Here is a 16,307-nt window from a genome sequence, read left to right as displayed (position 1 = left end):
TTCTCACGACACTGCTTATGCTCCCCCATGATCCCCAACGGATACTGAACAGGCATCTCCCACCCAGCAAAATCAACCAACTTACCGCCCAACTCAACGTGTAAATCGTAAAGAGGCGTGCGTTTCAGTGCGGTCATTTTCTCAACCTTTCAATCAGCGGGATTGGTCACGAACGACCATGACGGTGCAATGCGCGTTGCGCACGACGCGGGCGAGGTTCGGGCCAATCTCGTAGTTCGGGAAATCGCCTTTGGTCGACGCCATGACGATAAGATCAAAGCCGTCCTTATAGGCCAGCTTCAGGATTTCGCGATAAACGCTGCCTTCTTCGACATGCACCGGCACGTCAGAGGCGTTGGCATGATCCAGAATCGCCTGAACCGCATTGCGCACGTGGTCTTTAGCGCCAGCGCCATAGTTGGCGGGCAGGTTCGGCAGCTGGATGATCTCGGGGATGACGGCAACCGCATGCAGTTCAGCACCGTAGTATTTTGCCTGTTCCAATGCGGTCGGAAGGGCCAGTTTCCACGAGCGTTCGTCGGTGTGGTCAATTGGCAGCAGGATTTTCGTGGCCATCACGTCTCTCCTCGAGATATGGAATTCTGTTTCAAAGGCGGGGGGCCGGGCTGGCCCCCCGTTTTTTCGGGGCCGGATTACTCGGCAGGTGAGCCGCCCGGCTCTTCGGACTTGCCGCCCGAGGCGAAGAACTCTTTCGTCAGTTTGAAGACGATCGGGCTCAACAATGCCAGAGCGATCAGGTTCGGGATGGCCATCATGGCGTTCAGCGTATCCGCCAGCAGCCAGATGAAGCCCAGATCCGCGGTCGCACCGAAGTAGATCGCAACGATCCACAGAACGCGGTAGGGGAGCAGTGATTTGACACCCAGCAGGAACTCGACGCATTTCTCGCCATAGAACGACCAGCCCAGAATGGTGGTGAAGGCAAAGATCGACAGTGCGATTGCGATCAGGTGACCGCCGCCCGGCAGCGATGAGGCAAATGCCAGCGAGGTCAAAGCGGCACCCGATTCACCAGATGTCCATGCGCCAGAAGAGATGATCGCCAGACCGGTGATCGAGCAGACGATGATGGTGTCGATGAACGTGCCCAGCATCGCGATCAGGCCCTGGTTGACCGGACCTTTGGTCTCGGCTGCGGCATGTGCGATCGGAGCGGACCCCAGGCCGGCTTCGTTCGAGAAGACACCACGTGCCACACCAAAGCGGATGGCTGCCCAGACGGCTGCGCCCGCGAAACCACCTTCGGCGGCCGACGGCGTGAAGGCGTAGGTGAAGACCAGCGACAGTGCGTTGCCGATTTCGCCGATGTTGATAATCAGAACCAGAAGACCAGCGACAATGTACGCGATTGCCATGGCCGGAACCAGTTTACCGGCAACCGCACCGATGCGGGTGATGCCGCCCAGAATAACGGCAGCAGTCAGCACCATCAGGACAACACCGGTGACCGAGGTGTTCACGCCGAAGTTCGCTTCCAGAACCTGAGCAACACCGTTGGCCTGTACGCCGTTGCCGATGCCGAAGGCCGCGATTGCGCCGAACAGGGCAAAAGCAACGCCCAGCCAGGCCCATTTCGCGCCGAGGCCGTTCTTGATGTAATACATCGGGCCGCCGACATAGTTGCCCAGCTCGTCCTTTTCACGATATTTCACCGCGCAGACAGCTTCGGCATACTTGGTGGCCATGCCCACCAGGGCGGTCATCCACATCCAGAACAAGGCGCCCGGACCGCCCAGGAAGACAGCAGTGGCCACACCGGCGATGTTACCCGTACCGATGGTCGCCGACAGCGAGGTCATCAGCGCGTTGAACGGGCTGATTTGCCCTTCGCCCTGACCTTCACGGCCTTTGAACAGCAGGCTGAAGCCTGTGCCAATGCGCAGGATCGGCATGAATTTCAGGCCGACCTGCAGGAAGAAGCCGACGCCCAGAATGAGAACCAGCATCAGCGGCCCCCACACGACGCCATTTATGGCCCCTACGATTGAATTTAACGCTTCCATGGTATCCCTCCCATTTGCGTTAGGTTATGCCCCGGTCGCGAGAGCCCGCTGACGGGCCTGCTTGAGGGCGGCAAAGTCTTCGTCCGCGTGGAACGAGGAACGGGTCAGCGGCGTAGCCGACACGTGCAAAAAGCCCTTGGAACGTGCGATCTGCTCCAGTTGGGCGAACTCCTCCGGTGTCCAGAAACGATCAATCGGGTGATGTTTCGGGGTTGGCTGCAGGTACTGGCCCACGGTCAGGAAATCGACCTGTGCCGCGCGCAGGTCATCCATCACCTGACGCACATCGTTCAGGCTTTCGCCCAAACCAACCATCAGGCCGGATTTGGTGAAAATCTCGGGGCTGGCGCGTTTTGCGTCGTCCAGCAGCCGCAGTGATGTGTAATACCGCGCGCCGGGCCGCACGCTTGGATAGAGATGCGGAACGGTTTCCAGATTGTGATTGAACACATCCGGAGCGGCATCGAAAACCACATCCGCAGCATTACCTTTGCCCAGAAAATCAGGGGTCAGAACCTCGACCGTGGTGCCGGGGTTCTGGTGCCGCACGGCGCGGATTGTCTGGGCGATATGTTCCGCCCCGCCATCGGCCAGATCATCGCGGTCGACCGAGGTGATGACCACATGGCGCAGGCCCAGCTTTTTAACCGCTGCAGCAACGCGGCCAGGTTCGAAAACGTCCAGCTCGTCCGGACGGCCCGTCGCTACGTTGCAGAAGGAACAGCCCCGTGTGCAGACCTCGCCCATGATCATCATGGTTGCGTGACGCTTGGACCAGCATTCACCGATGTTCGGACATGCAGCCTCTTCGCAGACCGTCGCCAGATTGTGGTCGCGCATCAGGCGGCGGGTCTCGTAATACTCAGGCCCTTCGACCTTTTTCTTTCTGATCCATTTCGGTTTGCGCGGGATGACACTGTCGGCCTTTTTGGCCTTTTCCGGGTGTCGTGGTCGAAGCTGGATCGTCATCTGGCTGTCCTCACTTAGGCGTGGATTGCGCGGCCCATGGCATCGAGGCAGGCTTCTTTGACCGCCTCGCCCATCGCCGGGTGCGCATGACAGGTTGCGGCGACCTCGGCGACGGTTGCGCCTTTGGTCATGGCCAGAACCAGCTCGGCGATCAGGTCGCCGCCATGGGCACCACAAATATGTGCCCCTAAAATTTGGCCGTCGGTTCCCGCCAGCACTTTGACTGCGCCGTCGGTTTCACCGGTCGAACGGGCGCGCGAGTTGGCCATAAATGCAAATTTGCCAACAGTATACTCGGTTCCGGCCTCTTTCAGAGTCTCTTCTGTCAGACCGACCGAGGCGACCTCAGGGTCGGTATAAACAACACCCGGTACGGTGTTGTAATCGACGTGCCCCGTTTGGTCTGCCAGCATTTCGACACAGGCGACGCCGTCTTCTTCGGCCTTGTGCGCCAGCATCGGGCCGGGCACGCAATCGCCAATCGCATAAACGCCGGGAACGGACGTACAGAAGGTCTCGTCTACCTGAATAAATCCGCGCGGGTCCAGGGCTATCCCCAGATCTTCCAGCCCCAGCCCGCGCGTTACGGGCCGACGGCCGACGGCGATCAGGACCTTGTCGGCCTCAAGCACCTCTTCCTTGTCTTTGCCGACCCGATCCAATGTCAGAGTCAATCCGGCGTCAGTTTTGACCACCGATTTCAACGCGCGTCCCAGCTGGAACTTCAGCCCGCGCTTGGACAGGGCGCGCTGTGCGAGTTTCGCGATTTCGCCATCGATCCCGGGCAGAACACGGTCCAGATACTCAACAACTGTGACCTTTGCGCCCAAACGGGACCAAACCTGCCCAAGCTCCAGCCCGATCACCCCGGCACCAACGACAACCAGATGCTCGGGAACCGTGTCCAGCGCGATCGCGCCGGTCGAACTGAGGATGTCCTGTTCGTCGATTTCGATCCCGTTCAGCGGGGTCGGCTCAGAGCCGGTTGCTATAAGGATGTTCTTTGCCTCATGAACATCGTCACCGACCTTGACCTGACCGGCTGCAGGGATGCTGGCCCAGCCTTCGATCAGATCGACACCGTTCTTCTTGAAGAGGAAGGCAATCCCTTTGGTCAGATCGCCAACGATCTTGTCCTTGCGTCCCATCATTGCGCTGACATCGATGCTGGCCCCCTCGACGGCAATGCCATGGGAGGAGAGATGTGCAAGCTCGGCATATTTGGCCGAGGAGGTCAGCAACGCTTTGGAGGGAATGCACCCCACATTCAGGCAGGTTCCGCCGAGCGAACCGCGTCCCTCGACGCAGGCCACTTTCATGCCCAGCTGGGCTGCGCGGATTGCAGCGACGTATCCGCCGGGGCCACCCCCGATGACGATGAGGTCATAGATGCTCATGGGTATTCTTTCAGTAGATCGGATGGCTGGCGCAAAGCGCACGGACTTTTTCACGGGTTTCAGCTTCGACAGTCGCGTCGCCTTCAGGCGCCTGGGCCAGAGCGTCCAACACATCACCGATCAGGTGACCGATCTGCTTGAATTCTTCCGGTCCAAACCCACGGCTACAGCCTGCTGCGGTTCCCAGTCGGACACCGCTGGTCACGGTTGGTTTTTCCGGGTCGCCCGGCACGCTGTTCTTGTTGCAGGTGAACCCGGCGCGTTCCAGCGCGGCTTCGGCGTCTTTGCCGGTCACGCCCAGCGGGCGCAGATCGACCAGCATCAGGTGGTTTTCGGTGCCACCCGAGACGATGTCGCAACCGCGCGCCATCATCACGTTTGCCAGAGCGGATGCGCTGTCCACAACCCGCTGCATGTATTCCTTGAACTCGGGCTTTAGCGCCTCACCGAACGCGACAGCCTTACCCGCGATCACATGCATCAGCGGGCCGCCCTGAAGACCGGGGAACACGGCGGAATTGATCTTTTTAGCCAGCGCCTCGTCATTGGTCAGGATGATCCCACCACGCGGACCGCGCAGAGTCTTGTGGGTCGTCGAGGTGACCACGTGCGCGTGGCCGACGGGCGAGGGGTGCAGGCCAGTTGCGACCAGACCGGCGATATGGGCCATGTCGGCCAGCAGCCATGCGCCAACCTCATCAGCAATGGCGCGGAAGCGCGCAAAGTCGATCTTTTGCGAATAGGCCGACGCGCCTGCGATGATCAATTGCGGCTTTTCGGCTTTTGCCAGCGCTTCAACCTGATCGTAGTCGATCAGGCCCGCATCGGTCAGTCCGTATTGGACCGGGCGGAACCACTTACCGGATTGGGCGGGTTTTGCACCATGGGTCAGGTGTCCGCCAGCATCCAGCGACATGCCCAAGATCGTGTCACCGGGGCTGAGCAGCGCCAGCTTGACCGCTCCGTTGGCCTGTGCGCCGGAATGCGGCTGAACGTTTGCGTATTCGCAACCGAACAGCTTTTTCAGCCGGTCGATGGCCTCAGATTCAACCTCATCCACGTATTCGCAGCCGCCATAGTAACGGCGACCGGGGTAACCTTCGGCGTATTTGTTGGTCAGGACAGAACCCTGCGCGTCAATCACTGCCTGCGAGACAATGTTTTCGGACGCGATCAATTCGATCTGTTCAGCCTGACGTTTGCCTTCCCGCGCAATTGACGCAGCGACAACCGGATCAGCTTCGATAAGCGACGTTTTGAACATGATTTCCTCCTCCAGCACCGAATCCTCAGCGCGAAACTTTGTTTCCTATAGTGGAAATTGTACAGTTAAGGCAACATATTTCTCACATTTGTGAAGTTGTGTGGGCTAGGGGAAATCTGTAACCTTTGATAAAACAGGGAGATTTTTATGGGAGACGAAACCCGAGGAGATGTTTCCGCACCGGAAGAACTGGATGAGGGCGCGGCGTTGGGCCGATCCATCCGCGATGCGCGCCGTGCAAAAGGCTGGACTTTAGAGGAGGCCGGGCGTGCTGCAGGAATCGGGCGGTCCACCCTTTCCAAGATCGAGAACAACCAGACACGGCCAAGCTTCGACATCGTTCGCCGCCTGACGCAGGCGCTGGATATGAGCACGCCCCAACTGTTCCTGCAGTCCGGTCAGTCGGGGATTTCAGGCCGACGGGACTTTACCCCCAAAGGCGAGGGCGAAATCAAAAACACGCCGACCTATATGCATGAATTGCTGTGTTCGGAACTGACCAGCAAGCGGATGCTGCCCTATATCGCGACGATCAAAGCCCGCGACTTGTCGGAATTCGAGACATGGATCCGGCACAGCGGCGAAGAGTTTATGTATGTCATCAGCGGTGAACTGATTTTCGTGTCAGAGCATTACCGGCCCTTGCCGATGAAGGCCGGTGACTCGCTCTATTATGACAGCGGCATGGGGCACGGCTGTATCTCGACCAGCGAAGAAGACGCTAAAGTACTGTGGGTGTCGCTCGAGTAATTTCACAGCACGGAAGACATACAAAAGCGGCCTGACCGGCCGCTTTTTTATCAGACGAGGCGGTACCTTGTTCAGGTGTGCCCCAGAACCTTACGGGCAACCCGGAAACACTCCAGCGCCTGAGGAACGCCGCAGTAGATACCGATCACGTGGATGATGGCGCGGATTTCTTCGGGTGTGACACCGTTGTTGATCGCGCCTTTGCAGTGAATTTCCCATTCATGCATTTTCCCCAACGCACCGATCATGGACAGGTTCATCATCGATCGTGTTTTGGCATCGATCACGTCATCGCCCCAGCCAAACCCCCAGCACCATGCGGTCATCGCCTCTTGAAATGGGCGGGTAAAGTCATCTGCCGCCGCCAGGTTCTTTTCCACATATTCCGCGCCCAGCGTGTTTTTGCGCTGCTCAAGACCTTTCAGGAACAGGTCTTCGTCAAAAATGTCTGCCATGTCTTCTCTCCGGTGTATCAGCCCGTCAGGCGATGTTTGTACAGGTGGTCGTAGTGGGGTTTCATCCGGCGGTACACCTGTTTGACCCGATCCGGCGCGTCCGAGATCGAGATATGTTTGCGGGGCTGCGGAGCCAACCCCGTCGAATTGGCCAGGTTGCCGTGGAAGGACCCGCCATCCCACCACGAATGCGCCGACGGATCGCCGCCGGGTTCCCATGTCAGCGCTTCTTCCAGAAACGGGATGCCGACCGCTTCGCAAAAGCGTTCGGTCATGACGTGCGGGTTTTCCAGCAGGTCATCGCTGTCGATAACGGGCGGGGGCGTGCCGTTCAGGGCAGTCAGCAGATCGAACAGGGCGCGCTGTTCGGGAAAGCCGACCTCGCCTTCGGCAAAGTCGGGCCATTGCTTGTACATCGAGGTGACTGTTTTCGCCGGATCGCGGATCAGGAAGGCGTGGTTGAAATTCGACAGAAATTCGGCGTCCCACATGTGATTGATGTAATGCGGGAAGTCCTTGATGAAGACAGGCCCCTTCTGCGCGCGGGTCTGAATGTCGGCCCAGACAGTGTCCAGCGTCAGGCCCGGCGTCGTCACGGCCCCCGGTTTGAACCTGTGCCACAGCGGGTCTTCCCCCTGATACCAAGCCTCGCCAAAGGGTTCGTGCAGACAATCCAGATCTCCGCGCTGTCGCATCATCCATTCAAAAGCAGTGGACGTAGAGCGGGGCACCGCCCAAAGCGCGAGGATTTTGTTCATGTCGATGATCCTTTGAAGTGAAGTTTATAGCCGCCCCAGAAGTTGCCCGCGGGGTGATTCCGGCGCGAGGTTGAGGGATTTGAAGATACGCCAGTACAGCGCGATGTCGTGGCCGATCACCGGTTTGCCGAGCGCAGCCTCCAGCGTATCCGCCAGATGCATAGGGCGCTGTGGCAGGCCATTCGGTCCGGTGCGGAAATTGCACATACCGTTGATCAGGATCGCATCGGCCTGTGGGGCCTGTTCGGCCACGTATTCGAAGCTTTTCATCGCGAGATCACCGTCAAACACCCAGCGGTATGAATTGACCTCTTCCTGATTGTCGAACCATCCCTGATCGTGGAAATTTCCGGCGTAGAGCACGTCAAATCCGGCTTCTTTCAGAAATCCGACCGTGCCTTGCCACCATTCGGGCCAGTGATAGGCGGCGTTCAGCGCAACCTTTTCGACATTCATCTCGCGCAGCGCTTCGACCATAGCGTATCCGGCCATGTGGAACTGCGTGCCGTACTTGTCCGACAGATCCGCGCAATGCTGCCGGACCCCCTCGACGCCCAGCCCACAGGCGTGGACCCAATTCGAACCGACCTGACCGCAGACGTCGACGCCGTTGCGGGACATGCAATGGACGAAATCCTCGAGCATGCCAAAGTTCTGTTTTCGCTGGTCCAACCCGTGCACGTAATTGGGCACATGCAGCATCCAACCATGTACGCCGACCGTTTTGGGGCACATGCGCAGAAAGTCCGACGGCGCTGCGTCAAAATCAAAGGGCGGGCTGGTAAATCCGACCTGATAGGGGAACAGTTTGTGCTCGGGGCGCCAGTCTTCTGGCATCAGCATAGGGGTTACTCCTTGTCTGTATCGGCAGGGTCTGGCTGACAGGATTGATGTCTGGCAATGTCATCCAAAAACTGCAGCCATACACCGCGCTGCCGATGGCCATATGGCCGTAAGGAACACGGATTTAGCAGCGCCGCGCCCGCACTGGCTTGATAAACTCACCATAGCCCAGAGCCGGTCGGCTTCCATTTTCGGTTCCGTGAATCAGCCCCTTTTGGACCACTCCACAGAACATTTTCTATGATTTCTCCAGACAAGTAATACTGCTGTCCTGCGATAAGGTTGTTGTCGGTCGAACAGGACCCCTTTGACTTGGCTGCCGTGACGGTTTGCCCCCGAGTGGAGCCGCTGATGGGTTCTATCACTTCGACTTCAATGCCGACATGAAAGCACCGATGCTCTTTGGGAAAGCAAACCAAGTCATCGGTCACTTTGACGATCTCTATGAGTGCAACAAACTCAGAGTGTTTTGTTTCCTCGGTGAGTTCGTGCAGGAATGTTCGTTCGCCTTTTGAAGCCACACAGGCAGCAGAGTGGTTTGCAGATGCAAACATGGCTGTCAGAGCAGCGAGCCAAATCCTTGTTTCAGCCATCCACACCCTCCCGCATCCATTGCTGTAAACGGGCGATCGAATGTTCGGACATCACGCCGCAGCCGGGGTCCAGCACCAGAGGGCCGGGTCGGTAACCGCGGGATTTTAGACCGCGGTGCACGGATTCGACGAGGTGTATGTCTTCCTCGACCGTGGTTTCACGGTCCTGCACGGCAAGTTGCCGGATCACAGCGCTTTCCGAGCCGCCCTCAGTATACCAGCCGCGCCAGACGTTGCAGTGATCGGCATCAACCGCGCGCCAGTGATAGGTGTTCAGCACATTGCCCGGGTAGCACTGAAACGAGAACATCGGCCACAGGAACCAGGATTGGTAATCGCCCGCATGCGGTACCGACAGGTCAATGGGATAGGTCATCTTGTCGAGGCTCTGGCACTCGGTCATATGCCGCAGAACGTAGCCACCGCCTGCGTCCGGCTGAATGTCATAGGTCTCGGGCTTGACCACGCCTTCGGCAAAGGTCGGGTGATTGGTCGGGCAGTGGTAGCATTCGGAGTAGTTCTCGATGCTGACCTTCCAGTTGCAATTCTCAGGAATCTCAACCCATTCCAGCGGTTCCAGATCGTCGATATGCGGCACAAAGGCGCGGATTTCCTCGCGCACGCCGGGGTACCATTCATCCATGGGTGCGGCGTCATCGTCGAGATTGACGAAGATGAAACCATTAAACACCTCGGTCCGGACCGAAGTCAGGCAGATCGCGCTGCGGTCAAATCCGGGGACGGATTTGATGTTCGGCCCGGCGCGTAGTTGGCCGGACAGTTCGTAGGTCCAGGCGTGATAGGGGCACACGACAACCCGGGTGTTACCCGCGCCGGTCACCATCTCATGCGCGCGGTGCTGGCAGACATTGTAGAAGGTGCGAATTTCCCCGTCCCGGCCGCGAATGCAGAACAGGCTCTGGCCGGCGATTTCGAAGGCGAAGTAATCCCCGGGTTCCCGGACCTGCGCGACATGGCCTGCGAATTGCCACGTTCGGGCCAGAAGGCCCTGCATCTCCCGCGCGAATATCGCAGGGTCGGTGTAATAGCGCGCGTCCAGAGAGTGGGTCAGGGGTGCGTTCATTCGGGCTCCTCCGCGTAGAGGCCAAGTTGGTGTCTGCGTTGGTGAAACCGCTCCACTCGCTCGACGATCTCATCGCTGGAAACCGCGATCACGAAGGACAGCAGCGTTTCCAACAAAGCGATGGTCGAAACGGATGACGGGAAGAATTGCGGCGTGTCGGCGGCGACGACAAAACCGTGATGGGCGTTCAGGATCACCGGGCTGGCCGGGCTGTCGGAAATCCCGACAACGGTCAGGCCCTGCTGCCGCGCCAGCTTGATTGCGTCGATCACCTCAGTCCGGTACGGGTGGCAGGTGATGGCGATCAGCACGTCCTGTTCATCGGCCCAGGCCAGATCATCCACAGGGGTCGAGCCGGGGCGGGGGATTGCGTGGAACTGCTTCATTCCGGTTGACGCAAGATAGGTGAAGTTGCGTGCGTTGGAATTGTTGACACCTACGCCCAGCGTGAAAATCTGACGGCAATTCCAGATGTCCTCGGCTGCGGACTTAAGGCTTGCAGCATCGATCCCGGCAAAGGTCTCTTCGATATTGCGGATCGCCGCGCCGATCATATCCGCATAAAGCCCGCCCAGGTCCCCGGACTTGCCAATGTCCTGCAACCAGCGGGCGCGGTCGGGAAACGACACGCTGCCGCGCCGAATCGCGTCGCGGAAGGGCGCGCGGAAATCCTCATAACCCTCGAACCCCACCTGTCGGGCCATCCGTACGAAAGTGTTGGGCTTTACCTTCGCGGCCTCAGCGATTTCGCGCACTGTTGAAACCCCAACATCCGTTGGGTTTTCCAGTACATAGCGCGCCGCTTTTTGCGCCTCGGGGGTGAGGGCATCCCATTCCTCGGTGAGGCGGTCGAGAACGATTGATGATACATCTGTGTCATTCATGATTGACGATGGTACATTTGTGGAATTAGCCTGTCGAGCAGAAACGCGACTCGGGAAGAGGAAAAATCATGTCCGGGAAGGAACTGCCGTCACATGCCCGCGTGGTCATCGTGGGCGGAGGTGTCATGGGGGTCGGTCTGGCCTATCACTTGGCGCATGAAGGGTGGGGCGACGATACTGTCCTGCTGGAAAAGGCTGAACTGACCAGCGGCAGCACATGGCACGCGGCGGGGCAGATCACCCATTCGACGTCCAGCTTTGGGCTAGGCAAATGCGTGGATTACAACATCGGCCTGTATTCCGGTGGGTTGGAGGCCGAGACAGGGCAGGCGGTGACTTGGCACGGCTGCGGGTCGTTCCGGTTGGCCTATGATGAGGATGAGATGGACTGGCTGCGCCACACGCTGTCGGTGGGGCGGTCTCTGGGCTTCAACATTGAACTGGTCGGGCCAGAGCGCATTGCCGAACTGCACCCATTCTACAACCTTGATGGCGTTCTGGGCGCGCTGCATACCCCCGATGACGGGCACGTGGACCCCAGCAACGTAACCATGGCCATGGCCGCCGGTGCGCGTCAACTGGGTGCAAGGATCATCCGTCATTGCCGGGCGACCAACATCACGCAGGCCGAAAACGGCGAGTGGGTGGTCGAGACCGAAAAAGGCACCATTCGCTGCGAGCATGTGGTGAATGCGGGCGGCACCTATGCGCGGCAGATGGGCGAGTGGTCGGGGCTGCAACTACCCATGACCTCGATGACGCATCACTATTTTGTCACCGATCCTGTGCCGGAGTTTCAGGATCTGGACAAGGAACTGCCGGTGATCCGCGACGATCCCAAGGTTTCTGGCTACATCCGCATGGAGCAGAAGCGCGGGCTGATCGGGATTTACGAGAAGGAAAACCCGAACTCGGTCTGGCACGATTATTGCCCATGGGAATACGAGAACTGGTTGTTTGACGCGGATTACGACCGGGTGATGCCGTGGCTTGAGGAAAGCCTGAACCGGATGCCGATCTTTTCCGATCTCGGCATTTCCCGTGTCGTGCATGGCGCCATCTCGCATCCACCGGACGGCAACCCTCTGATTGGGCCTGCGCCGGGTGTTCGCAACTACTGGTGCTGCTGTGGGACGCAGATCGGCATCGGTTGGGGGCCGGGCCTGACTCGCGAACTGGCGCGCTGGATGGTGCATGGGGCCGCCGATATCTCGATGCGCGAGTATGATCCGCGCCGCTTCGGCAGCTATGCCACGAAAGACTGGCAGGTGACCAAGGCCGAAGAAGATTACTGCCTGCGTCACGAAATCCCGTTCCCGCATTTCAATCGTCTGGCGGGACGCCCGATCAAACCGTCCCCTCTATACGATCTGCTGAAATCCAAGGGCGCTGTGCACGAAGAAGTCTATGGGTTTGAACGTCCCCGCTGGTTCGCGCGGGATGGCGTAGAGCAACGAGATTACTATTCCTTCCGCCGTACGCCCGCTGACGACATGGTCGCGGCCGAGGTCAAAGCAGTGCGTGAAAGCGTCGGGATCATGGATGTCACGGCCTTCACCAAGGTCGAGGTCTCTGGGCCGGGCGCCCACGCCCTGCTGGACCGACTGACCGCAAACCGGATGCCACAGAAAGTCGGCTCGATCACTTTGACCCATATGCTGAACCGCCGTGGTCGGATCGAGTTGGAGACAACGATCGTCCGCATGGCCGAAGACCGCTTCTATCTGGTTTGTGCAGCCTTCTTCGAACAGCGCTTGCTGGATCATTTGGCGCAACAACGCGCGGATGAGGATGTGCAGATCACAGCTCTGTCCGCCGATTGGTCGGCTCTGTCGCTGAATGGCCCAAGGTCGCGCGACGTGCTGGGGCAGTGCACTGATGCTGACCTGACCAATGCCGGGTTCCGCTGGTTGTCCGCCCAGGAAATCACAATTGCCGGGCATAATGTCTGGGCCTTCCGCATGTCCTATGCCGGTGAATTGGGATGGGAATTGCACATGCCCAACGCCGCTTGCCTTGACGTCTACAAAGCGCTTTGGGCCGCTGGTGAGCCGCACGGCATCACCGACTATGGCAGCTTCGCTATGAACGTTATGCGGATGGAGAAGGGGTTCAAAGGCGCAGGCGAGTTGACCAACGAGGTTACCTTGGCCGAGGCCGATGTGCTGCGCTTTGCCCGCACCGACAAGGAGTATCTGGGCAAGGACAAGACCCTGAACGCTGATCTGCCGTGGGTCTGCGCTTACCTCGAAATCGAGCCGGATGGTGAGATTGACGGGCACGGCGGCGAAGCTGTCATGTTGAACGGCAAGGTCGTGGGCTCGACCGCCTCGGTGGCCTATGGCCATACCGTCGGCAAGATCCTCGCCTTTGCTTACATCAAACCCGAGGCGGCCACTGCCGGAACCGATTTGCTAGTCGTGATCCACGGCAAGCCCCGCGCAGCCCGTGTTCTGGGCGAACCAGCCTATGATCCCGAAAGCCTGCTGCCGCGTACCGACGCCATTCTGGAGACTGCATTATGAACTTGCCCGACAAAATGAAAGCGATGGTCACGATGGGCCATGGCGGTTTGGAGCAGATGGTGCTGCACGAAGACTGGCCGCGCCCCGAACCCGCTGCCGGAGAGGTGCTGATCAAGGTCGCGGCGTGCGGTCTGAACAACACCGATGTGAACACGCGGTCGGGCTGGTATTCCAAAACGGTCACCGACGCGACCACCGGCGGAGCGTTCGAAGAGGTTGGCGAAGAGGACCCCACATGGGGGGGCAATCCCATCACCTTCCCTCGCATTCAGGGCGCTGACATCTGCGGTCACATCGTGGCCGTTGGCGAAGGCGTCGACCCCAGGCTGATTGGCGAACGAGTTATCACCGATGGATGGCTGCGGGACCCGGCCGACCCGGGCAACATGGATAAGACTGGGTATTTCGGTTCGGAACGGGACGGCGGGTTTGCCGAATACGCCACGACTCTGGCGGTTAATGCGGTGCCGATCCAGTCCGACCTGTCGGATGCTGAACTGGCGACCTTCTCCTGCTCCTATTCGACGGCCGAGGGCATGCTGGCCCGCGCCAATGTAACCGACACTGACACCGTTCTGGTGCCCGGAGCCTCGGGAGGAGTTGGCGGTGCCTTAGTGCAGCTGGCCAAACGCCGGGGCGCTCGAGTGATCGCGTTGGCGTCGGAGGCGAAGCACGCAGATGTGGCAGAACTTGGTCCGGACATGATCCTGCCGCGTGCGCCACAAAACCTGCGCGCCGCGCTGGGCAATGAGAAGATCACGGTCGTTGCTGATGTTGTGGGCGGTCCCTATTGGCCAAACCTGATCGACATTCTGGAACGCGGTGGCCGGTATACGTGCTCGGGTGCGATTGCCGGACCGATGGTCGAGTTCGACTTGCGCACGTTCTATTTGCGCGACCTGACTTTCACCGGCTCGACCGTGATTGATCCGCAGGTCATGCGGAACCTCGTGAAATACATCGAGGCCGGAGAGATCAAACCTGCGCTGGCAGCTACTTATCCTTTGGAAGAACTGCGCGAGGCTCAGGCCGCGTTCATCGCCAAGCAACACACCGGCAACATCGTGGTGACCCCATGACGATGGATGACGTTCTCGAGGCTGCCCGGCAGCTGCACCAATCACATCCAGAGCTATCAGCTTTTGGTGACTGGCCTGATGATCTTATGGCAACGGGACTGGAGCCACACCGAATTCCGGCAGTGGAACTGATCCAGCAAACCGAATTCCCGACCGAAGGTGCGACGCGATCCCTGACCGACGCGATCAAGGCAACCGCGCATCTGGCTCAATGGAAGCATACCTATACCGAGGAAGAGGTCGGAGCCGACTTCCTCAATCGCTATGGCTACTACGAGCTTTTTGGACCAACCGGGCATTTCCACTCGACCCAATTGCGCGGCTATGTCGCCTATTGGGGGGCGGGTTTGCATTATGATTGGCACAGCCATCAAGCTGAGGAGCTTTACCTGATCGTAGGCGGCGGAGCGACGTTTCGGGTGGACGGGAACGAAGCCTATGTTGGCCCGAACCAGACGCGCCATCACGAAAGCTGGCAAAGCCATGCGATGACCACAACCCAAGAGTCGATCCTGACCTTCGTTCTCTGGCGCGGTGAGGGAATGGGCGATTTGCCAAAAATGGATGCCGCATGAAAATCACCCGTATTCGCGTCTATCAGGCAGGCCTTCCTTATGTTGGCGGGGCCTACGTCTGGGGTGCGGGCAACGCGATTGAAACGGCCATTGCCTCAGTTGTCGTCATCGATACGGATGCCGGTCTGCAGGGCTGCGGAGAATTCACGCCCTGTGGTGAGAACTACATGATTGCGCACTCCGAGGGCGTGGCGGCGCTGGCCCGGTTGGTTGCGCCTTCGTTGTTGGGCGAAGACCCACGACAGGTGGGGCGGATCGAACAGCTTATGGACCATCTGGTGCAGGGGCACGGATACGCCAAGGCTCCGTTCGATGCGGCGTGTTGGGACATTCTGGGGAAGGATTGTGATCAGCCCGTCTGGATGCTGCTGGGTGGAAAGCTGACGGACGGAGCGCCGATGTATCGGGTCGCGCCTCAGAAAGCGGTGGATGAGACGGTCGCAGAAATGGACCGATACCGCGCGCAAGGGTATCGGCAGTTTCAGGTCAAAGTCGGAGGCGACTGGGCCACGGACATTGACCGCATTCGCACAACGGTACCTCTGCTCAATCCGGGCGAGAAGGCAATGGCCGATGCAAATCAGGGCTGGCGCGTCGACAACGCGATCCGGGTGGCGCGGGCAACGCGGGATCTGGATTACATTCTGGAACAGCCGTGCCAGACCTATGAGGAATGCCAGCAGGTGCGCCGTGTCGCCGAGCAACCGATGAAGCTGGATGAATGCCTGACCGGCATGCATATGGCGCAGCGCATCGTCGCGGATCGCGGGGCCGAGATCTGCTGTCTCAAGATTTCGAACCTTGGCGGGCTCAGCAAGGCGCGGCGGGTGCGGGATTATCTGGTTGAAAACCGCATTCCGGTGGTCAGCGAAGACACATGGGGCGGGGAAATCGCCACCTCGGCTGTCGCCCATTTTGCGGCCTCGACACCGCCCGAATACCTGCAAAACACTACCGACCTGATGAACTACAACACGCGATCTACCGGAATCGGCAGACCAATGTCGCGGAATGGCAAGCTCTATGCCTCGGATGCACCAGGAATGGGCGTAGTGCCCGATTTCGAAAGCCTCGGTGCGCCGATTGAGGAGTTCAGCCTGTGAGACC

16 protein-coding genes and 1 pseudogene are annotated in these 16,307 nt (G+C 59.2%); 5 read left to right on the top strand and 12 right to left on the bottom strand.

Translation table 11 applies throughout. The annotated features are described in order from the left end of the window. From gcvT to glyA, 6 genes and pseudogenes are all read right to left on the bottom strand, one after another. Positions 1-137 (bottom strand): annotated as a pseudogene (gcvT, locus tag MHN28_RS11680) (glycine cleavage system aminomethyltransferase GcvT); the annotation flags it as partial. Positions 138-153: 16 nt separating this feature from the next. After that, positions 154-576 (bottom strand): universal stress protein, encoded by a 423-nt coding sequence (locus MHN28_RS11675; RefSeq protein ID WP_239339257.1) that lies wholly within the window; start codon positions 574-576, stop codon positions 154-156. A gap of 77 nt (positions 577-653) precedes the next feature. Continuing rightward, positions 654-2,024 carry a sodium:alanine symporter family protein gene (locus MHN28_RS11670; protein WP_239339255.1) on the bottom strand — a complete coding sequence of 457 codons (1,371 nt, stop codon included), beginning with the start codon at positions 2,022-2,024 and terminating at the stop codon, positions 654-656. 24 nt (positions 2,025-2,048) lie between these two features. Then, the gene (gene lipA, locus MHN28_RS11665; protein ID WP_239339253.1) at positions 2,049-2,993 is read right to left on the bottom strand and encodes a lipoyl synthase; all 945 of its coding nucleotides are present in this window, start codon (positions 2,991-2,993) and stop codon (positions 2,049-2,051) included. A gap of 14 nt (positions 2,994-3,007) precedes the next feature. Then, positions 3,008-4,390 (bottom strand): dihydrolipoyl dehydrogenase, encoded by a 1,383-nt coding sequence (gene lpdA / locus MHN28_RS11660; RefSeq protein ID WP_239339251.1) that lies wholly within the window; start codon positions 4,388-4,390, stop codon positions 3,008-3,010. A 10-nt stretch (positions 4,391-4,400) separates the two neighbouring features. Further along, positions 4,401-5,654, bottom strand: coding sequence for a serine hydroxymethyltransferase (gene glyA / locus MHN28_RS11655; RefSeq protein ID WP_239339248.1), 1,254 nt, complete (start codon positions 5,652-5,654; stop codon positions 4,401-4,403). Between the two features lie 147 nt (positions 5,655-5,801). Here glyA and MHN28_RS11650 point away from each other — a divergent pair, with 147 nt between their 5' ends. Beyond that, on the top strand, positions 5,802-6,404 hold the full coding sequence (locus tag MHN28_RS11650) for a helix-turn-helix domain-containing protein (protein ID WP_239339246.1): 603 nt from the start codon (positions 5,802-5,804) through the stop codon (positions 6,402-6,404). A gap of 71 nt (positions 6,405-6,475) precedes the next feature. On the opposite strand, the gene MHN28_RS11645 is transcribed toward MHN28_RS11650, so the two are convergent. The 6 genes from MHN28_RS11645 to MHN28_RS11620 form a co-directional block, all read right to left on the bottom strand. Beyond that, entirely contained in the window at positions 6,476-6,859 is a 384-nt protein-coding gene (locus MHN28_RS11645; RefSeq protein WP_239339244.1) for a carboxymuconolactone decarboxylase family protein, read from the bottom strand. Positions 6,860-6,876: 17 nt separating this feature from the next. Beyond that, positions 6,877-7,617 (bottom strand): sulfotransferase family protein, encoded by a 741-nt coding sequence (locus MHN28_RS11640; protein ID WP_239339242.1) that lies wholly within the window; start codon positions 7,615-7,617, stop codon positions 6,877-6,879. A 24-nt stretch (positions 7,618-7,641) separates the two neighbouring features. After that, complete coding sequence (locus MHN28_RS11635; protein WP_239339240.1) at positions 7,642-8,460, bottom strand: hypothetical protein; 819 nt, start codon at positions 8,458-8,460, stop codon at positions 7,642-7,644. Between the two features lie 158 nt (positions 8,461-8,618). Next, positions 8,619-9,053, bottom strand: a complete 435-nt coding sequence (locus MHN28_RS11630) for a hypothetical protein (protein ID WP_239339238.1) — start codon at positions 9,051-9,053, stop codon at positions 8,619-8,621. Continuing rightward, entirely contained in the window at positions 9,046-10,137 is a 1,092-nt protein-coding gene (locus tag MHN28_RS11625) for an aromatic ring-hydroxylating dioxygenase subunit alpha (RefSeq protein ID WP_239339236.1), read from the bottom strand. Before MHN28_RS11625 ends, MHN28_RS11630 begins: the two co-directional genes overlap by 8 nt. Further along, positions 10,134-11,021, bottom strand: a complete 888-nt coding sequence (locus MHN28_RS11620; RefSeq protein ID WP_239339234.1) for a MurR/RpiR family transcriptional regulator — start codon at positions 11,019-11,021, stop codon at positions 10,134-10,136. The genes MHN28_RS11625 and MHN28_RS11620 overlap by 4 nt, the downstream gene beginning before the upstream one ends. Positions 11,022-11,089: 68 nt before the next feature. Here MHN28_RS11620 and MHN28_RS11615 point away from each other — a divergent pair, with 68 nt between their 5' ends. Genes MHN28_RS11615 through MHN28_RS11600 form a run of 4 tightly spaced genes read left to right on the top strand, consistent with a single transcriptional unit; the run spans position 11,090 to position 16,303 of the window. After that, positions 11,090-13,546, top strand: a complete 2,457-nt coding sequence (locus MHN28_RS11615) for an FAD-dependent oxidoreductase (protein WP_239339232.1) — start codon at positions 11,090-11,092, stop codon at positions 13,544-13,546. Further along, positions 13,543-14,625 carry an alcohol dehydrogenase family protein gene (locus MHN28_RS11610; protein ID WP_239339230.1) on the top strand — a complete coding sequence of 361 codons (1,083 nt, stop codon included), beginning with the start codon at positions 13,543-13,545 and terminating at the stop codon, positions 14,623-14,625. Before MHN28_RS11615 ends, MHN28_RS11610 begins: the two co-directional genes overlap by 4 nt. Then, the gene (locus MHN28_RS11605) at positions 14,622-15,200 is read left to right on the top strand and encodes a dimethylsulfonioproprionate lyase family protein (protein ID WP_239339228.1); all 579 of its coding nucleotides are present in this window, start codon (positions 14,622-14,624) and stop codon (positions 15,198-15,200) included. Before MHN28_RS11610 ends, MHN28_RS11605 begins: the two co-directional genes overlap by 4 nt. Further along, positions 15,197-16,303, top strand: a complete 1,107-nt coding sequence (locus MHN28_RS11600) for a mandelate racemase/muconate lactonizing enzyme family protein (protein ID WP_239339226.1) — start codon at positions 15,197-15,199, stop codon at positions 16,301-16,303. Before MHN28_RS11605 ends, MHN28_RS11600 begins: the two co-directional genes overlap by 4 nt. The last annotated feature ends 4 nt before the right edge of the window (positions 16,304-16,307 follow it).

The organism is Ruegeria sp. Ofav3-42 (assembly GCF_022347725.1).
GTDB lineage: Bacteria > Pseudomonadota > Alphaproteobacteria > Rhodobacterales > Rhodobacteraceae > Ruegeria.
Note: the sequence above shows the minus strand (reverse complement) of the source record. Positions and strands in the feature narration are given on the sequence as shown.

What these genes read in the sequence shown, in the direction of transcription:
- MHN28_RS11625 (WP_239339236.1), bottom strand. Translation starts at nt 10,137, where the DNA reads ATGAACGCACCCCTGACCCACTCTCTGGACGCGCGCTATTACACCGAC.
- MHN28_RS11650 (WP_239339246.1), top strand. Translation starts at nt 5,802, where the DNA reads ATGGGAGACGAAACCCGAGGAGATGTTTCCGCACCGGAAGAACTGGAT.
- MHN28_RS11620 (WP_239339234.1), bottom strand. Translation starts at nt 11,021, where the DNA reads ATGAATGACACAGATGTATCATCAATCGTTCTCGACCGCCTCACCGAG.
- glyA (WP_239339248.1), bottom strand. Translation starts at nt 5,654, where the DNA reads ATGTTCAAAACGTCGCTTATCGAAGCTGATCCGGTTGTCGCTGCGTCA.
- lipA (WP_239339253.1), bottom strand. Translation starts at nt 2,993, where the DNA reads ATGACGATCCAGCTTCGACCACGACACCCGGAAAAGGCCAAAAAGGCC.
- MHN28_RS11670 (WP_239339255.1), bottom strand. Translation starts at nt 2,024, where the DNA reads ATGGAAGCGTTAAATTCAATCGTAGGGGCCATAAATGGCGTCGTGTGG.
- MHN28_RS11610 (WP_239339230.1), top strand. Translation starts at nt 13,543, where the DNA reads ATGAACTTGCCCGACAAAATGAAAGCGATGGTCACGATGGGCCATGGC.
- MHN28_RS11645 (WP_239339244.1), bottom strand. Translation starts at nt 6,859, where the DNA reads ATGGCAGACATTTTTGACGAAGACCTGTTCCTGAAAGGTCTTGAGCAG.
- MHN28_RS11600 (WP_239339226.1), top strand. Translation starts at nt 15,197, where the DNA reads ATGAAAATCACCCGTATTCGCGTCTATCAGGCAGGCCTTCCTTATGTT.
- MHN28_RS11630 (WP_239339238.1), bottom strand. Translation starts at nt 9,053, where the DNA reads ATGGCTGAAACAAGGATTTGGCTCGCTGCTCTGACAGCCATGTTTGCA.
- MHN28_RS11615 (WP_239339232.1), top strand. Translation starts at nt 11,090, where the DNA reads ATGTCCGGGAAGGAACTGCCGTCACATGCCCGCGTGGTCATCGTGGGC.
- MHN28_RS11605 (WP_239339228.1), top strand. Translation starts at nt 14,622, where the DNA reads ATGACGATGGATGACGTTCTCGAGGCTGCCCGGCAGCTGCACCAATCA.
- lpdA (WP_239339251.1), bottom strand. Translation starts at nt 4,390, where the DNA reads ATGAGCATCTATGACCTCATCGTCATCGGGGGTGGCCCCGGCGGATAC.
- MHN28_RS11675 (WP_239339257.1), bottom strand. Translation starts at nt 576, where the DNA reads ATGGCCACGAAAATCCTGCTGCCAATTGACCACACCGACGAACGCTCG.
- MHN28_RS11635 (WP_239339240.1), bottom strand. Translation starts at nt 8,460, where the DNA reads ATGCTGATGCCAGAAGACTGGCGCCCCGAGCACAAACTGTTCCCCTAT.
- MHN28_RS11640 (WP_239339242.1), bottom strand. Translation starts at nt 7,617, where the DNA reads ATGAACAAAATCCTCGCGCTTTGGGCGGTGCCCCGCTCTACGTCCACT.